The organism is Hyphomicrobium sp. ghe19 (assembly GCF_902712875.1).
GTDB lineage: Bacteria > Pseudomonadota > Alphaproteobacteria > Rhizobiales > Hyphomicrobiaceae > Hyphomicrobium_B.
On sequence record NZ_LR743509.1, the window covers coordinates 1,494,425 to 1,510,937 of the forward strand.

The window sequence follows — 16,513 nt, forward strand, 5'->3', positions numbered from 1 at the left end:
CTCACTGACGTGGAATGCGTATAGAGGGAACTCATCCGGGCTTCATATGTTTGATGCTCGGGACCCCCAGAGTGAATTCATGAAAAGAAGGCAGAACTCGATGATTGACGTCTCCCGTATCGTGCGGCTCGCTTCGGCCGTTGCCGCTATCAGTGTGGCCGTGGCACTTCCTGCAAGCGCGCGCGATGAGGTCCGCGAAGATCCGGCGGTCGTTGCGGAGAGGCTGCAGCACATGGGCTTCGTCCAATGGGGCAAAATCCGCTGGTCGCATGGCTATTGGAAGATCGACGATGCCAAGCGCGCGAACGGGCACGTTTACGATCTGGAACTCGAAAGCGGTTCGTTCGACCTCGTGCGGCTCCGTCGCGACCGCGGCTGAGACATTCGCCACTGATATTTTTTTCGGCCGCGACGGCATCCGTTGCGGCCGAATTTATTTGTGCAGAAGAAGTGCTACGGCAACGGCTGGTGCGCAGCGCGTCGCCCACTCTCGCTGATCGTCTCTGGCATCGATGAGCATGCCGAATGCGAATGCAGGAAGCTGCAATCGGGTTGCGATTTTTTCCGCGTGCGATGCGCCGATGCCGGCGAGCACGACGGAGCGCACTTCGCCGCTCGGGCGCGACAGGACTTGCAGCACGCCGTCGTGGATCGATCGCAGCTGCCGTTCCGACAGATAGGCGGCAGAAACCTGCCAAGTCGGCAGGTGGCGCATTTCGACGTCGCGACCGAATCCGCGGGCAAAGCGGACGAGACTTTCTTCCTGAGTTTTTCCGCGCCCATCAGCCGTTGGATGCTGATCGACGTCATCCGGCAGATCACCGAGGATGCGGCGCACGTCGGCCATCGTTGCGAAGCCATCGCGTGCGAGACCTTGCCACTGGCCCGCGAGCGGCGCGCGGTTTGCGATGGAGGCGACGGGTGTTCGCGTCAGTCCCGTATAGACCAGTTCGCCTGTCTGCAGGCGTTCAGCATCGGTGAGGCCCAACGGGCGATCACAAGCGATGATGTCGGTCGTCGTCGATCCCATGTCGATGAGAAGTGACTTCGGGCGGAGGCGGGCGACGAGTTCGGCGGTTGCAATGAAATTTGCCGACGCGACGGATAGCGGATCACCGATGGCCGCTTGCGGCGCGGCGAAGCCTTTGAGGCCCATGAAAAAGCGAAGCTCTCCGTTGAGGCGTTCGCGCAGCCTTTCGACGATCGCGAGAACACCGGCTTCGCGACTTTCGAAAATCTCGGTCAGCTCGCCGGTCATCGTGATCGCGCAGAGGGTATGCCCTTCGATGATCGTGGCGGCGTCGTGGAGGGCTTGGTCGAGCCGATCCAAACCTTCCCAAAGCGGGCAGGGGATCTGACGCACGGAGACGACGCGGCCGTCCTCCAAGCGTGCGGCCTTGAGGTGCGCGCCGCCAACGTCCAAGCCGATTGTGACCTTCGTCATTTGGGCCTTCGCTTCAATATCGCTGCTCGTGATACACTGAGGGCCCGAGGAGGCAAGCAGTGGACGTAATTCCGGTTATCGATGTCGCGCACGGGCAGGTTGTTCGTGCGGTCAAGGGGGAGCGCTCGGCCTATCGGCCCATCGAAACGCCGATTGCGGCGTCATCGGATCCTGTAGATCTGGCGCGGGGCCTCGCTAAGCTTTTTACGTTCCGCAGACTTTACTTAGCCGATCTCGACGGCATCGAGGGGCGGGGCCGCGACAAGCACCTCGTTCAGGCCCTCAGCCATGTTCTGCCGGGCGTCGAGATCTGGATCGACGCGGGCACGGGATCGCGCGGCGCTGCCCGAGCGGTGCTTGCCGCACCTGTTTCAACACTCGTGGTCGGTTCGGAAAGCGTCGAGACGGCGCGCGTCTGGAGCGACATCGCAGCCGAAGCGCCGGGGCGCACGATCCTGTCTCTTGATTTCAGGCACGACGAATTCATGGGGCCGGAGACGCTGCTGACCGATTCGTCGCTTTGGCCCTCGCGGGTCATCGTCATGACGCTCGATCGCGTTGGCGCGAACGCAGGTCCCGATTTCCAAAAGCTTACGGATATCGTGTCGCGCGCGGGCGGGCGCCGCGTCTATGCGGCTGGTGGCGTTCGAAATCGCGAAGATCTCGAGGTGCTCCGAAAGATCGGCGTCAAAGGCGCGCTCGTCTCTTCGGCATTGCATTCGGGAAAAATTTCGGCCGGCGACCTCAAGGAAGTCGCCGGCCGGTGATGTCCAGTCCGGAATTGCAGCAGCCGCTCCAGCTGAGTTCGAAGCCAAGTTGCGGCCTCGGCTTCGTCTCAGTTGCTAACCGCTGTAACGGCCCGAGAGCAGTCTACCCAATCGCTGCAGCAGACCCCCCTTCATGGGAGGGGCAGTATTATTTTTGTTTTCGACCTGCTGAGGACGGTTTCCGCTTCAAGCCTTCGCAGCGAACGGATGCTGAGCCGAGTTACGCTGAGCGGTTGCTTCGGCAGCCGTCGGCTTGCCTGCAACAGCGCGTGCGATCGATTCCTTCACGGCGCGGTAGTTGTAGTCCTGGATCTTGGCGTCGTCGGCAGCTTCCCAGTGGATGAACACGCCAACGCAGATGTAGAGATCATCAGCTTCAGCAGCCGGGATGACGCCTTCAGCAACCGAGTCCTGAACGGCCTTTGCAACGCCGTACTGAGCCGGTCCGAACATCTGAACGGCCTGGCGGGCGTCCTTGATCGTGACCTTGTTGTAAAGGATCGTGTTCGGCTTGCAGGCGAGGTTCGGCGCGATCACGGCGAGAAGCGTCGTGAAGCCGTCCTTGTTGTTCGTCAGGGCGTTGCAGAACGCCGTCTCAGCAGCCGAACCGCGCGGTCCGATGATGAGGTCGATGTGAGCGACTTCGTTGCCGTCACCGACGAGCGACTCGCCGACCATGACTTTATTGATTTTGGCCATTAGGGGGGTTCCTCCCACGAAATAAACGATATGAGCACCAACGCTCCCCCGTCAAAAGTCGGGAATTCGCTGTGTTGCTCTGGCGATGATATCCAAGCACGTCGGCGCCCTGGTGTCATGAGTACCAGCGTCAGGCACAATGGATCGGCCCGCATCGAATGCGGACACGGCGCCTGTATTGCCCTAGGTCAACGAGCGAGACAAGCCCTTAAAATGGGGCGCGGCGGCATTCAGGAGTGTTTCCGCTCGATTAACGCGTCGGCGAAAAGGGTCGTGACTACAAAATCAGCAGTGGTACCCGGATTGAGACGGCTCTGTTTCAACTTTGCGTCAAAATCCAGAAGGGCGGACAGTGATTTCGCAGTTGCAACAGGAAACCAGCTCGACTTGAGCGCGTGTGCTTCGCGCTGCACATCGAGAGCGGTTTCAAGACCGTATTTCCGCGTGATGTGCGTATCGGGGACCTCGGCCAGCAACGACATATGCAACGTCGTTATCGAAAGGGCCGGGTCGGCTCCTGGTGCTGCGCGCGCCGCGTGGAGCGCGGGCAAAGCGAAATCGAAAACGTCTGCGAAGACGTTCACATAGGCGTTCGCGATGCGATCGCGTTCGGCGGCAATGTGCATTGCGGCAATAAGAGTGAGCCGGTTTGCTTCAGCGCGAACGTCGCCCTCACTGACTGCGCCGAGGCCCGCGGGATTGGCGATGCGGATTGCTTCGAACGCGTCGTCGGCGTCCGCTACATCGAGGGCTGAAAGAATATTGCCGAGGCGGCGGCGCAGACCGACGTCGAACGTCGTTTCGCTCGCAGCCTTTGCGAGCGGCGCGCAAAGAAGCACGATGCCGAGGTTGGTATTCATGCCGGTCGCGGCAACGCTCGCCTCAGTCGCGCGGAGGATGCGCTTGCCGACGCTCAGTGCGGGATCGGCTATCGGACCCGCTGCGGCTTTCGCCGCCTGCTCGAAATGGAACACCTCCATGCCGTGCCCGGCGGAATGGCGATGGACATTGCCGGGCTTCAACGCGTTGAGTTCGGCGTGGCAAGCGTCGAGGAAGGCCGCGGTTATCTCGGCCGGTTGACGCGGCCCGCTCATGTTTCAACAGCGACGGGAATACCCGACGCCGCGCGGTGCGCGAGGACGGTGTTCAAGAAGTCCTCGGCGATGGCCCATGCGATGTTGACGTCGGCCACGCCTTGCAGGCCGCGCCATGCTGGATTGGAATTGACTTCCAACACCTGCAGCTCGCCATCGGCCGTTCGAATGAGATCGATGCCGGCGTAATCGGCATCGACGGCGCGCATCGCCGCCATCGAGATGCTGGTCATTTCGGCGTCGGGGAGATGGACGCGGGCCTTGCCTCCTTGATGAATGTTCGTCACCCAATTGGTGCCGCGGCGCGTCATCGCCGCGACAACGCGATGCCTCGTCGCGAGAACGCGCCAATCTTCGAAAAGGCCATCCTTCGGCGCGACGTAATCCTGCATGTAGTACATCTGATCGACAGTCTCGGGCGCAGGCAATTCGCTCTGCTGCTCGATTTTGCCGATGCCTTTGCCCTGGCTGCCGAAGATCGGCTTCACGACGAGCGGGCGGTCGAGCCCTTCGGTGTATTCGAGCGCATGAGGAAGCGTTTCGCAGACGCGCGTGCGCGGTGTCGGGATGCCGTTCTTGTGCAGAAGAAACGTGGTTTGCGATTTATCCACGCAGCGCTCGATGGCGCGCGCATCGTTCCAGACGCGTACGCCGCTTTCGCGCAGCGCATGCAAGAGGCCCAACCGGAAGGTGATCTGTTCCAGCGTGCCCGCCGAGATCGAGCGGACGAAAACGCCGTCGGGCAAGCGGCCTTTGAAGCCCGGAATATCGATGCCGCTTTCGAGCCCGGTGTCGAAGGCGCAATGGGGAAGCGAGGAAACCGTGACGCGCGCGCCCATGGCTTCGAGCGAGCGCACGATGCGGCGCGCGTGCCATTCGCCCCGCCCTTCCTCGATCAGAAGGGCGAGGTGAAGCCCATCGCCTGGGCCTGGCAAAGGATCAGGCTTTGCCTCAGCGGAAGCTCGCATCGACGATCTCCGGCGCCAGCTCGCCTGCGCGGAAGGAATTGCCCGTCTCGACGTTAGAGACGATCACCTGAGCGGGTGAGAACAGCATCGGGTCGATCTTATAGAAGTCGCCGTTAACGTCGGCGAAGATCTCGGCGAACGGTTTGCCATAGGCGCCGCACGTGCTCGACGGCAGGTTCTCTGCAAGCCGCTTCGCATCGGTGTCGGGACCTTTGACGAAGAGATGGATGCGGCCACCATAGATGATCGCATCGTTGGTGCGCCCCATCGCCTTGACGAAATCGGGAATCGGCGGCGCGATCGGCGTCGTGCCCGTGCCGTCGAGGATATTCTCGAGAGGGAAGTGCAGAGCGTGGGCTTTATGGATCGCGACCTCGAGAACGCGGGCTGCGATCTGTACGGTGCCTGCAAGGCTCCAGGTCGTCGCGTACATGATGGTCAAGCCGGTCGGATCGATGCCGCAGCCTGTCGACAGTTTCGCGATGACTGCCGAAGGCGGCGCCTTATCGCCCTCGATGACAAGCGTCGCCTGCGGATGGTGGTCGACGTAACCGAGTTCTTTGTACAAGTCTTCGACGCGCGACAGGGCTCGCGCCGGTCCTGAGCCAAGCGCGAAGAAGCCCGAGGCTTCGTCGCTGATCGTCCAACCGGCGTACTGGCTGGCGAGGCAGGCAATGACCGGATTGTTCGACGATACGACGACGCCGAGCGGCCAATTCTTGAGGCCGGACGATTGCGTGAATGCGACGGTGCCGAGCCCGCCCATGCAGACTTCGCCGAGACGGCGGCCGGCTTCAAGTCCGCCGACGACGTTCGCGCCCATATCGATGAGGCGTTCGCCGAGGCTGCCTTTCGACACGGAGATGCGGAGTGCGTCGGCATCGGCAACGATTTCGTCGACGAGCTTTGCTGCGCGTGCCGAGACGCTGGGCTGCTTTACCATTGGGAACTCCGCGGTCAGGATTTGGCGTGTCCGTATATCAGGTCTTCAAGTTCCGCCAAGCGTTTACGGGCGAGCGCTTCTGCCGCATCAGCCGTCGGAGCCTCGGCGAAAGCCGTCGCCAAGGGGGCGCCGAGGGGGATGAACGTTCCGGGTGGGCCCCGGTCGGCAGCCCAGTCCGGCCATGCAATATCATTCAGAAAGATGGGCCAGCGATCGGCGTGCAGGATGGCGGCGGCTTTTTCCTGAGTGTCGAAAGCGTCACGGTATTGGAGCCGTGAACCGTTTACCGCATCAACATGATCCTGAAAAAGATGGCCATCGGCGTCATCGAAAATATCGAAAGTGGCCCCTGGTCGAGGATTGACCTCAAGAAGCCAAAGCTCATTGTTCGCAACGATATAGTCGAACGAAGCAACGCCTTTGAGACCAAGTTCGCTGGCTACGCGGCCCGTATATTCGAGAGCCTTCTGGTGTTCTGGGGCAGAGGGGCTAGGTGGCAGCGTTACGGCGCCTCCATACCGGAATTCGGCACCTCTTGCGGGCGCGCACCACTGCCGGCTTAGGTATGTCCATGAGGCACGGTTGTTGCCCACGAAACATGCCGAGATTCTCTCGCCTTTTAGAAGCTTCTGAAAGTAGCGACGCGGACGCGCGATGGATTGGGCATTGGCATGCCGAATATGGCGGCCGCCGCTGCCGCCAACCCGCTTCGTGATCCAGCCGGCCGTATCGGCAGGTGGAGACGTTTGCGTTTCGGGATGCGGGATACCGAGCCTGTCGAGAACCCCGAAGAAGCTCTGCGGGTCCTTGCAGGCTTTGTAGGTCGCGGCGCCGGAGCCGAGGAGATTGAACCGGCTTGCGAGGGCTGCGACGAGACGAGGCTTATCCTCGAAGCCCGAACCCAGGACCAGGCCGATCGGCTTGGTAGATGCAGATCGGGAAAGGTCGTCCAGTGCTGCAATCAGCGGCTTCGTGCGGAAGCCGGTTTGCATGGCGCCGTCGAGAACGCGAAAGTCCTCGGCGGCGTCTTGTGTATCGAGATCGCCGAAGGCATCGGCGACGAGCGGTCTATAACCGGCGCGCCGGGCGGATTGCGCGAGGCTCCGCCCGGAAAACGCGGCGATGAGGACCGTTTCGCCGCTCAAGCCCTAAGCCTCAAGCCAGTCCGACGAGCTTCTTCGCGAAGGTGTAGGCATCGCGGAAGTCGAGCACGAGCGGCTTGTCGGAATCGATCATCTGCTTGAACAGGCCCGATTCGCATTTGTACTTGATGTCGCCGATCGCGAGCGGGCCGACGCCGAGCGCGTCGCAACCGGGGAGCTTCTCGCCGTTCATGAAAAGCTCCATGCCTTCGACGCCTGCGGGCGGCACGGCGTTGACGTCGGCGATGACCTTCAGGTTCTTGGCGAGCTGCTTGTGCTCCTTGGATACGACCTGAACGCCGGCTGCAGCTGCTGCGAAGATCACATCGGCATTGGCGATGATCTCAGCCTTTTGCGCGTCGGTTTCGCCGGGGACGGCCTTCAGGTCGACGCCGAAGCGGGCCTTCGAAATCTCGGCGCTCTTGATGACGCGCTCGACGCCGCGGTGGGCGACGAGCTGGACGTCGGCGCCTTCAAGGGCGGAGATGATGGACGAAGCAAATCCGACAACGCCGGTTGCGCCGAAGACCGCAACCTTGACGCCCTTCCAGTCCCTATTGAACTTGTCCTTCAGGAGCTTCTCGACGCAAGCGACCATCGCGGCCGCGGTCGTGAACGAGCCTGCCGGGTCGGCGAAAACCGAGCATTCGAACGGCGGAACCATCGCCTTCTTCGCTGCGTCGAGCATGTCGAGCGCGAGGATCGCATCCTTGCCGCCCATGAAGAATCCGGTGCGCACGCCGTAATTCGGGGGGCGCGAGAAAATCGCGTCCTGGATCAGGCCAGTTACTTCGCCCAATTCAACGTTGATGTAGGGAACGATCACCTTGTAGCCAGCGTCGGCCGCCATGTTCACGTCGAAGGGGCTCATGTGCTTCTGCGGCGCGAGCATATGCAGAATAGGTGTGGCGTCGCTCATTTGATTTATTGCTCCGTACGTTGGGAATTTCGCAGCGTTTCTATGATGGCGCCGGAATTGCGGCCTTGTGCAATTTGGATTTCGAGCCCGAGGCCTTTAGCGTCTTCGTATAAAGAATGATAGAGGCGTTCTGCCGCTTTCTGGCTCTCGACGAAGGCGAACCCGGTCGGACCCCAGGAGCTTTGTCCGATGCCGGTTGCACCCAGTTCTCCCATTCGCGCTGCGAGATGTCCGACAGCTTCACTTGTCCATGGGCTACCGCCCTGTTTCGTCGCGAAATGGCCGCCGACGATTTCCTGAATTTCCGTCAGCGCCGAGCCGAACGCGCCGAGGTCTTCCTCTTTCAACCCGGGCACAAGTTTCATCAGGACCAAACGGCAGATGTGCGCCGCGCTCGCTTCGGAAAAGGGGGGGAGCCCGGCAAATGCCGTGGTCTCGGCTTCCCCGGAGACGCCTGCATCGCGTGGGTCCAGGATGAGCATCACCCGCCATTCCGCCGGGAAGTCGGAACGCAGCGTCAGGGGCGGGGGCCTGTCTTCTTTGCCTTTGCCGCCGTCGATGATGAAGCCGCCTGACCGGAATGCCTCGAGCCCGATACCGGAACGTGCTCCGCGATCGCCCAGGGCCGCGAGGTCTGCCGCTGAAAGTTCGCGCCCCTCCATCCGCGCCACTGCCGCGCCGACAGCGAGGGCGAGTTGCGTTCCCGATCCGAGGCCCGCATGTGCGGGGATGGCTTCTGAAACAGTTATGGCGTAGCCGTTGTCCTGGTTCTTATCCGAGTCCTCACCGGCGAATTTACGGAGAAGGGCAACGGCTCGCTGGCTTTCGGGGCCGGTGGCCGAATGGTGACCGGCTTTCGTTAGCGTGAGCTGGGTGCTCGGTCGGTCGATGCTCAAGCCAATGCTTCCGTAGCGCCGGCCTAGTCCCCCGTTCAAATCGAGGAAGCCAAGGTGCAGTCGCGCGGGAGCCGTGACGCGGATCGCGGCAGAGGTTGCCGGAAAAGGCCTCACGTAAGACGGTCCTTTCTGATAGCCGCCGGAGGCATCCGTTTGATTGTTTAGCGGTTGCGGCGGCGGTAGGATTTAAAGAAGCGAGTTGTCCGATAATTGGAGGTCGAGGGCAAGATGAGTGCAGAACGCGAAAAACCGATGGCCGATGCCGATGTCAATGCTTGGCTGGCCGCCAACCTTCCGACCTGGAAGCTCGAGAACGGCTGGATACGCCGCACATACAAGACAGCGAGCTGGAAGGGCACGCTCATGGTCGTCAACACCGTCGGCCATCTCGCCGAAGCGGCGTGGCATCACCCGGATATGACGCTGTCCTATGCTTGGGTCGAGGTTCGTCTGATGAACCATGCGGCCAAGGGCATCACCTCGAAGGATCTCGAGCTCGCCAAAAAGATCGAGGATGTCGTGCACTGGCAGCCGGGCAAAGAAGGCAAAGGCCTCGAAGGCACGCCCCAGGGCGACATGCGGTTCGCGTACATCAAGTACGACTGAACCTAGCGGCCGGAGGCAACTTCAATGACGAACGCCGAGCGTCCGCAAGCGGAGCTGCGAGGGTCTTCCGGCGCGTCCGATGCCGTTTTGGCGCTCGGTACGAACCTCGGCAATCGCATTGAAAATATCGAGGAAGCGATCCGCCGGCTCACGGCCGACGGATCAATCCGGCTTGTCTCGCGATCGAAGCTTTATCGATCGGCTCCGTGGGGCGTCACGGATCAGGATTGGTTCATCAATGCGTGCATTGCAATCCAAACGACCCTGTCGCCGCATGAGCTGCTCAAGCGCTGCCAAGCGGTCGAAAACGATATGGGACGCGTGCGCACCATCCGATGGGGACCGCGCGTCATCGACGTCGATATCCTGACATTCAAGGACCTTGCCATAGCGGACCCGGACCTTGCCGTTCCGCATCCGCTCATCGCCGAGCGCGCGTTCGTGCTGGTGCCGCTCAAGGATGTCGCGCCGGAGCTGAGGCTCAACGGCCGGTCGATCGATGCGATGCTGGAGAAGCTCGACGCAAGCGAAGTCGAAGCGGTTCAGCCGTGATGAACCAAAAGAAAAGCGCAGCGAAGAAACTGATCTTCGCTGCGCTTTCTACTAAACGGAACTCAGACGACGAATTCTGATTACTTCAGCGTCTTGAGATATTCGATGAGGTTGGCGCGGTCGCCTTCATCCTTGATGCCGGCGAAGATCATCTTGGTGCCGGGGACGTCCTTGGCGGGACCCTGCAGCCACTTGTCGAGCGCGGCTTCATCCCAGGTGATCCCGGACTTCTTCAGCGCATCCGAATAGTTGTAGTCCGGCAGGCTTCCAGCAGCACGGCCGACGACGCTGCCGAGGTGCGGGCCGACGCCGTTCTTGTCGACCTGGTGGCAGGCCTTGCACTTATTGAAGACCGTCTTGCCGGCATCCGCATCGGCGGACATGGCAGCGGTCGGTACTGCTGCGATCATTGCAATCGCCAGAACCCACTTGCGCATTTCGTTTTCCTTCCCGTTTCGCCTGAGCGGCATTTTTTAGAAACGCTCCAACTCATAGCTCAGTGGCAGGAAGTTGCCATTTTTTTTCTGAACCGCGACCGAACAGAATGCCGCACCGGCATAAAAAAAATTCCGTGCGATTTCGCTGCACTGCGTGCGCGGGCTCAGGCTCGGTTAAATGAACATTGCTCGCTGGCAGTTACTGACCGGTTCCTACTCGGCAGCGGTCGCCTTGGCGGGGCTCATGCGGCGGTAGACGAACGGGGGAGGATTGGCGACGCCGCTTTCGGCCTCAGCGGCGGCAACGAACGCCAGGTGATGAGGCGAGAGCTTGCAGGCCGGATCGGTGTTCGTCGGATCGCCGGTAAAGGCCATCGCCTGGCAGCGGCAGCCGCCAAAATCGATTTCCGCGCGCGGGCAGCCCCGGCAAGGTTCCTTCATCCAGCTGGTGCCGCGATATTTTTCGAACGCCTGGCCGTGTAGCCAGATGTCGGCCAGTCGCCGGTCTTTGACGTTGTCGAACTCGAGACCCGGTACCGATTCTGCAGCATGGCAGGGGAGGACGCGGCCCTGCGGCGTCACGTTCATGACGCCACGGCCCCAGCCACCCATGCAGGGCTTCGGCGTCTTGGCGTAGTAGTCCGGTACGACGAAATCGAAAACCATGATGCCCTTCAGGCGCTCTTTGGCTTCTTCGACGATTTCGGCGCTCTTCAAGACTTGCGCCCGCGTCGGCATAAGGCTCGCGCGGTTCTTCAACGCCCAGGCGTAGTATTGGATATTTGCCACTTCGATGCGGCCGGCGCCCATCTCGACGGCGAAATTGATGATGTTCGGCAGGTTCTCGATATTGTGGCGATGTATCGGGGCGTTGATGGTGAGCGGCATTTCGAATTCGCGCACCCACTTGCCGACTTCGCGCTTCTTGGCGAGGCCGTTCTTGTAGGCAGAAATCTTTTCGGCGTTCGCTTCGTCGACGTCCTGGATCGAGAGCTGGACGTGGTCGAGCCCTAGTTCCTTCAGACGTTTCAGGCGGTCGCGGGTGAGCGTCACACCGGCGGTGATGAGGTTGGTGTAAAGACCGGCCTTCGCTGCAACCTCGACGATGTCTTCGAGATCCTTGCGAACGGTCGGTTCGCCGCCGGACAAATGGATTTGCAGGATGCCGAGGTCGGCAGCCTGGCGCATGACGTCCTGCCACTCGGCGGTCGTCAGCTCGCTGTTGACCCGGTCGAGTTCGAGCGGGTTCGAGCAGTAAGGGCACTGCAGCGGGCAGCGGTGAGTCAGCTCAGCAAGCAGGCCGACCGGCGCGCGGGCGCAAGCCTCAACCAGGGGCTTCTCGGAGAACTGCTCCATCGGTGCTACTTCGTTCATTGACGTCAGCTCCGTTTTGTCCCGAGTTCTTAGGCTCTGATCACGCCCTTATCCGAAAGCTCCTGGAGCATGGATATCGTGTCTGCGAGTATTTCCTGCAGTGGCGCGTTGTACTCTTTCGCAAGCTCCGACGCGATCTGTTCGACCGAGTTCACGCCATCACAACGCTTCAAGATTTCGATAGCGATCGGGTCGGGCTCGAAGACGCGTTCAGGCGCGAGCACGTGCCAGCGACCCCGGCCGGGATCGTGCCGTAACTTAATGTGGGGTGGCAGCGCCGGCTTTGAAGCCGGCACTATGATCACACGTGTGCGATGTGCTTCGCCGCTCATCGATCAGCCTCTGGCCGGAATGCGCCGGGTGGAATGTGTCCATCAATGTAAGCATGGTGGAGCGCATCGAGCTGCACCCAAAGCACGTTACATTTGAAACGCACGGCGTCGACGCAGGCTTCCTGTTCGTCGCGCGTCTTGGCATTCTTCAGGATGTACTGCAGCGCGAAGTCGGCGTCGCGCGGCGCCTGGGTCAGGCGGCGCTTGAAGTAGGTCATCACCTTGTCGTCGATGAAATCGTAGTTCTCGAGCATGCCGGCGATCCGCTCTTTATGGATCTTCGGCGCGAAGAGTTCGGTCAGCGACGATGCGACGGCGATCGTCAACGGCTGCTCGCGGACGAACGTGACGTAGGCCTCGACGGCGAAAATGGTGGCAGGGAGCGCGCCGCGCCGCGAGATCACATATTCACGATCGAGACCGAGACCGTCCGTCAAAATCAGCCAGCGCTCGATGCCGCCCGGCTCGTCCGGCGGAAGGCCGTCGTGGTCGAGAATGCGATGCGTCCATTCCCGGCGCAGCTCGCGATCGTAGGCGCGGCTGATGAGGGCCGCATCCTTGCGTGGCACCGCGGATTGGTAGCAGAAGCGGTTCAAGGCCCAGGCTTGGACCTGGCCGCGATTGAGTTTGCCCCCGTGCAGCAGGTGATGAAAGGGGTGCAGGTCGTGATAGCGCTCCGGTCCAACGGCGCGGATCGCGGCTTCAAATTCCGCGGGCGACATCGGCGGCTCGTTTTCACGGCGTTCGGCGTTTTTCTTTTCGAGGCTGACAGGGTTCATAAGCGGACCTCCATGCCGTCGAAGCCGACTTCCCATCCGGCGGCGTCGACAACTTTACGGGCTTCTGAGTTCTCGTCCAGGATTGGGTTGGAATTGTTGATGTGCACGTAGATCCGGCGTTTCACATTGAGCTGTCGCAATGCCGAAATCGACCCTTCGGGGCCGGAGACCGAGATATGGCCCATGCGCTTGCCCGTCTTGTTCAGCAGGCCCTGGGTCAGCATTTCATCGTCAGTGAAGAGTGTGCCGTCCAAGAAAATCAAATCAGCGCCGCGGATTTTGTCAGCGAGCGGCGGGTCGATCTCGGCGACGCCTGGGATGTAGAAAAACGATTTCCCGGTTTTTGCATCGGTGACTTTGAGGCCGATGGTGTCGCCGTCGCGGCTGCCGAAATTGTTGCCGGCGTCGCCCTTCTCCAGAAAGAGCGCGACTTTGCCGGGTACGGCGAAGGCTTCCACGACGAGGCCGGTGTCGACGCCGGCGCCTTCGAGGCGCGTCGGCTGGTCGAGCGCGAAGGTGTTGCGGGAAACCTTGTCCCGGGCCAGCACTTCGAAAACGCTATTGGAGTCCAGCGTCGCCAGAACGCGGTCTGCGGCGTAGATCGAGAAGGGCTGGCCTTCGCGGAGGCTCAAGAGGCCGGTGATGTGGTCGACGTCGGCGTTCGTCAGGACGACGGCCTTGATCGGCGAATTGCGCAGTGCGCCCGCCTTCGCAGGCTGCAGTTCCGGCGTTTCGTTGATCTGCTGGCGGATGTCGGGCGAGGCGTTGAGCAATACCCAATTCGAGCCGTCAGCACTGACGGCGAGAGACGATTGCAGCCTTGCCTTATATCCCGCTACGCCGGCCCTCACGCTGGATGAGTGAAAGCCATTGCAATTCCATTGCGGGAATCCGCCCCCAGCGGCGGACCCGAGTACTTTGATGATCATGTGAGCTGAACGTGGTTGCGCCGACGGATCGCCGAAGCCGGAAGCGCTCTCAATTATTCGATATGAAACGGCCGCGGCGGCCGATGATACATCGACCGCCGCGCCGGTGTCTCACAAACCTTGCGAGACCGAAGACTTCATCGGTTAGATGAGGTCGATCTCGGCCGGCAGGTAGCTCGTAACCTCGAGGCCAACTTCCTGCTCGCGCACTGCGGGCTTGGTCCAAATCTTCATAGTGTTTCCTCCAAAGCGGTAAACTGCTTACGTTCTTTGCAGACCCCGCCGAGGGCCCACCAGATCGGTGCAGGCACTTTTGTCGTGCCGCTCCAATCTGCGGATCAGCTGACCAAAGTCAAGGCTGGTTGCCGCTGTCCACTGATGTAGATCATGTTCCGGGTCTTCTTTTCAAATCAATGCGCTTCACGTCTGCGTGTGATCGAATTGACGGGCGCCTGGGGGGTGGGAGCCGTTGTGGAATTTGGACCTCCTGCTCGCCAGATGTGCGTGCATTTCGGCGGACGATCCACGACCCCGATTTTTTGCCGACTGGATCTGGGATATTAGAAAATTATTCTTATCTTCGGTTGAAATGCCGCAGGTGCGTAGAAAATTGTCCTACAATATCGTATGGAATCGGGCTTGGCGGCGTGACGTCCGGCTTTCTCGGTCGGGTGTTAAGGATTGATCTTTTAGAATGCATGACCGGCTCCCGGGGCCGGCTGGCATGTTTGGGCTTTTCCGGAGCCCGGAGGCGCGCTACGTCCGCGCCTTTGAACGCCGGGCTGATACCCTGACGAGGAGAGCATTTAGTGACCGCGACCCCACTGCTTCCGCGCAACGCGCCTTTTCTGCCGGAAGACATCGAACTGTTGAACAAAGTGGTTGCGCGGACAACTCCGCAGCAGCGTTCGTGGCTTGCCGGCTTTTTTGCGGGTTTCGAGGCCGCGCAAAGTGGTGGTGTTGCCCAGGTGGTGCCGGCATCCAAGCCGCGCGCGCCGCTCACTATTCTCTATGCGAGCGAAAGCGGTAACTCAGAGGCCCTCGCAACGAAGGCAAAGAAAGCCGCCCAGAAGCACGGCCTCGATGCCAAGGTCTTCGATATGGCCGACGCCGACATGGCGCTGCTTGCCAAGGCGAAGAACATCGTCGTGTACGCAGCGACCTGGGGCGAGGGCGATCCGCCCGCCCGGGCCGTCGATTTCTATCAAGCGCTGATGAGCGATGCTGCGCCGCGCATCGACGGCGTCCGCTTTGCGGTTCTGGCGCTGGGCGATACGGCCTACACGCAGTTTTGCGCGACCGGAAAAGCTATCGATCAGCGGCTCGAGGAATTGGGCGGTGTGCGGACGTTTGATCGCGTCGATCTCGATCTCGACTATGCCAAGAAGGCTGCCGAGTGGACGGAAGGTGCGCTCGCCAAACTGGCGCCGGAAGACACGCAGGCGGCCGGCGGTACGGTCGTGCATGTCGATTTCGGCGGCGCCTTCCCGCAGGCCGACGATGACGAACCGAAATTCACCGCGGAGCAGCCTCTCGAAGCCGAGATCTCGGCGCTCGTCAATTTGAACGGCAGCGGCTCGACGCGCGAGACGTGGCACACGGAATTTACGTTCGAGGATCCCGCATTCACCTATCAGCCGGGAGACGCGATCGGCCTGCTGCCGGAGAACGATCCGGCTCTCGTCGACGATCTTCTGCAAACGGTCGGGCTCGGCTCGGATGCCGCGCTGCTCTTGAAGGTGCAAAAGTCATTCGACGTGACGACGCTGTCGCGAGCGGCCGTCGAGAACTACGCGAAGCTGACCGGCCGCGCCGACGTCAAGGCGCTGCTCGAGGGCGAGGCTTATCCGAAGTTTGCGTCCGACCGGCAGCTCATCGACCTTTTCCTGGCATACCCGGAGAAGCTCACGCCGGAACAACTTACAAGTCTGTTGCGGCCGTTGCCGGGACGGCTCTACTCGGTCGCGTCGAGCCTCAAAGCGCATCCGGGTGAAGCGCATCTTCTCGTCGGCGCGGTTCGCTGGCAATCGCATGGCCGTGAGCGTAAGGGCGTCGCTTCGACGTTCCTCGGCGAGCGCCGCAAGATCGGCCAGACGGGCCGCATCTACGTCAAGCCGAACCGGCATTTCCGTCTGCCGGCCGACGGGCATACACCGATCATCATGATCGGCGCGGGAACCGGCGTTGCGCCGTATCGCGGCTTCGTCGAAGAGCGGATCGCCGACGGCGCCAAAGGTAAGAGCTGGCTCTTTTTCGGCGAGCGGAACTTCACCAACGATTTCCTGTATCAGCTCGAGTGGCAGGACTATCTCGCGTCGGGCGATCTCACTCGGATCGATGTTGCATTCTCTCGCGATCAGCCGGAAAAGATCTATGTCCAGCATCGCATTTGGGAGCGGCGCACGGACATCAATGCTTGGCTGCAGGAAGGCGCACACATTTACGTCTGCGGCGACGAGAAGGGCATGGCGAAGGACGTCGATGCGATGCTCGTCAAGGTTCTGGCCGAGCCGCTGAAGGGCGATGAAGAGGCGGGCCGCGCGAAGCTCAAGGAGCTGACGAAAGCCGGTCGCTATCAACGCGACATCTACTAATTCAATTGCACGAAATCCCTTCGCGGCCGCCGAGGCTG

The 16,513-nt window shown here is 61.2% G+C and carries 19 protein-coding genes; 5 read left to right on the top strand and 14 right to left on the bottom strand.

Going from position 1 to position 16,513, the window contains the following annotated elements; translation table 11 throughout:
• Positions 1 to 79: 79 nt before the first annotated feature.
• On the top strand, positions 80 to 379 hold the full coding sequence (locus AACL53_RS07010; RefSeq protein WP_339083774.1) for a hypothetical protein: 300 nt from the start codon (positions 80 to 82) through the stop codon (positions 377 to 379).
• A gap of 54 nt (positions 380 to 433) precedes the next feature.
• Here the strand turns inward: AACL53_RS07010 and AACL53_RS07015 are convergent, their stop codons facing one another.
• A complete protein-coding gene (locus AACL53_RS07015) occupies positions 434 to 1,444 on the bottom strand; it encodes a hydantoinase/oxoprolinase family protein (RefSeq protein ID WP_339083775.1) in 1,011 nt (336 codons plus the stop codon).
• 59 nt (positions 1,445 to 1,503) lie between these two features.
• On the opposite strand from AACL53_RS07015, the gene AACL53_RS07020 reads away from it, so the two are divergent.
• Positions 1,504 to 2,211 (top strand): HisA/HisF-related TIM barrel protein, encoded by a 708-nt coding sequence (locus tag AACL53_RS07020; protein WP_339083776.1) that lies wholly within the window; start codon positions 1,504 to 1,506, stop codon positions 2,209 to 2,211.
• Between the two features lie 186 nt (positions 2,212 to 2,397).
• Here the strand turns inward: AACL53_RS07020 and fae are convergent, their stop codons facing one another.
• From fae to AACL53_RS07055, 7 genes are all read right to left on the bottom strand, one after another.
• Complete coding sequence (gene fae, locus AACL53_RS07025) at positions 2,398 to 2,910, bottom strand: formaldehyde-activating enzyme (protein WP_339083777.1); 513 nt, start codon at positions 2,908 to 2,910, stop codon at positions 2,398 to 2,400.
• 230 nt (positions 2,911 to 3,140) lie between these two features.
• Positions 3,141 to 4,004: a triphosphoribosyl-dephospho-CoA synthase gene (locus AACL53_RS07030; protein WP_339083778.1), complete on the bottom strand. Its 864-nt coding sequence runs from the start codon at positions 4,002 to 4,004 to the stop codon at positions 3,141 to 3,143.
• Entirely contained in the window at positions 4,001 to 4,972 is a 972-nt protein-coding gene (locus AACL53_RS07035) for a RimK family alpha-L-glutamate ligase (protein WP_339083779.1), read from the bottom strand. The genes AACL53_RS07030 and AACL53_RS07035 overlap by 4 nt, the downstream gene beginning before the upstream one ends.
• Complete coding sequence (gene mch, locus AACL53_RS07040) at positions 4,956 to 5,915, bottom strand: methenyltetrahydromethanopterin cyclohydrolase (RefSeq protein ID WP_339083780.1); 960 nt, start codon at positions 5,913 to 5,915, stop codon at positions 4,956 to 4,958. The genes AACL53_RS07035 and mch overlap by 17 nt, the downstream gene beginning before the upstream one ends.
• A gap of 14 nt (positions 5,916 to 5,929) precedes the next feature.
• The gene (locus AACL53_RS07045; RefSeq protein WP_339083781.1) at positions 5,930 to 7,060 is read right to left on the bottom strand and encodes an ATP-grasp domain-containing protein; all 1,131 of its coding nucleotides are present in this window, start codon (positions 7,058 to 7,060) and stop codon (positions 5,930 to 5,932) included.
• A 10-nt stretch (positions 7,061 to 7,070) separates the two neighbouring features.
• Positions 7,071 to 7,976: an NAD(P)-dependent methylenetetrahydromethanopterin dehydrogenase gene (locus tag AACL53_RS07050; protein WP_339083782.1), complete on the bottom strand. Its 906-nt coding sequence runs from the start codon at positions 7,974 to 7,976 to the stop codon at positions 7,071 to 7,073.
• A 5-nt stretch (positions 7,977 to 7,981) separates the two neighbouring features.
• Complete coding sequence (locus AACL53_RS07055) at positions 7,982 to 8,986, bottom strand: beta-ribofuranosylaminobenzene 5'-phosphate synthase family protein (RefSeq protein WP_339083783.1); 1,005 nt, start codon at positions 8,984 to 8,986, stop codon at positions 7,982 to 7,984.
• Between the two features lie 114 nt (positions 8,987 to 9,100).
• On the opposite strand from AACL53_RS07055, the gene AACL53_RS07060 reads away from it, so the two are divergent.
• Together AACL53_RS07060 and folK are read left to right on the top strand one after the other, a co-directional pair.
• Positions 9,101 to 9,478, top strand: coding sequence for a 4a-hydroxytetrahydrobiopterin dehydratase (locus AACL53_RS07060; RefSeq protein ID WP_339083784.1), 378 nt, complete (start codon positions 9,101 to 9,103; stop codon positions 9,476 to 9,478).
• A gap of 24 nt (positions 9,479 to 9,502) precedes the next feature.
• Positions 9,503 to 10,030: a 2-amino-4-hydroxy-6-hydroxymethyldihydropteridine diphosphokinase gene (gene folK / locus AACL53_RS07065; RefSeq protein WP_339083785.1), complete on the top strand. Its 528-nt coding sequence runs from the start codon at positions 9,503 to 9,505 to the stop codon at positions 10,028 to 10,030.
• Between the two features lie 80 nt (positions 10,031 to 10,110).
• Here the strand turns inward: folK and AACL53_RS07070 are convergent, their stop codons facing one another.
• The 6 genes from AACL53_RS07070 to pqqA form a co-directional block, all read right to left on the bottom strand.
• Positions 10,111 to 10,467 carry a cytochrome c family protein gene (locus tag AACL53_RS07070; protein ID WP_339083786.1) on the bottom strand — a complete coding sequence of 119 codons (357 nt, stop codon included), beginning with the start codon at positions 10,465 to 10,467 and terminating at the stop codon, positions 10,111 to 10,113.
• Positions 10,468 to 10,680: 213 nt separating this feature from the next.
• On the bottom strand, positions 10,681 to 11,841 hold the full coding sequence (gene pqqE, locus AACL53_RS07075; RefSeq protein WP_339083787.1) for a pyrroloquinoline quinone biosynthesis protein PqqE: 1,161 nt from the start codon (positions 11,839 to 11,841) through the stop codon (positions 10,681 to 10,683).
• A gap of 29 nt (positions 11,842 to 11,870) precedes the next feature.
• Complete coding sequence (gene pqqD / locus AACL53_RS07080) at positions 11,871 to 12,173, bottom strand: pyrroloquinoline quinone biosynthesis peptide chaperone PqqD (protein WP_339083788.1); 303 nt, start codon at positions 12,171 to 12,173, stop codon at positions 11,871 to 11,873.
• On the bottom strand, positions 12,170 to 12,952 hold the full coding sequence (gene pqqC / locus AACL53_RS07085; protein ID WP_339083789.1) for a pyrroloquinoline-quinone synthase PqqC: 783 nt from the start codon (positions 12,950 to 12,952) through the stop codon (positions 12,170 to 12,172). The genes pqqD and pqqC overlap by 4 nt, the downstream gene beginning before the upstream one ends.
• Complete coding sequence (gene pqqB, locus AACL53_RS07090; protein ID WP_339083790.1) at positions 12,949 to 13,881, bottom strand: pyrroloquinoline quinone biosynthesis protein PqqB; 933 nt, start codon at positions 13,879 to 13,881, stop codon at positions 12,949 to 12,951. The genes pqqC and pqqB overlap by 4 nt, the downstream gene beginning before the upstream one ends.
• Positions 13,882 to 14,025: 144 nt before the next feature.
• Positions 14,026 to 14,115 carry a pyrroloquinoline quinone precursor peptide PqqA gene (gene pqqA, locus AACL53_RS07095; protein WP_041921595.1) on the bottom strand — a complete coding sequence of 30 codons (90 nt, stop codon included), beginning with the start codon at positions 14,113 to 14,115 and terminating at the stop codon, positions 14,026 to 14,028.
• A 575-nt stretch (positions 14,116 to 14,690) separates the two neighbouring features.
• Between pqqA and AACL53_RS07100 the strand changes: the two genes are divergently transcribed.
• Positions 14,691 to 16,475, top strand: a complete 1,785-nt coding sequence (locus AACL53_RS07100; RefSeq protein ID WP_339083791.1) for a sulfite reductase flavoprotein subunit alpha — start codon at positions 14,691 to 14,693, stop codon at positions 16,473 to 16,475.
• The last annotated feature ends 38 nt before the right edge of the window (positions 16,476 to 16,513 follow it).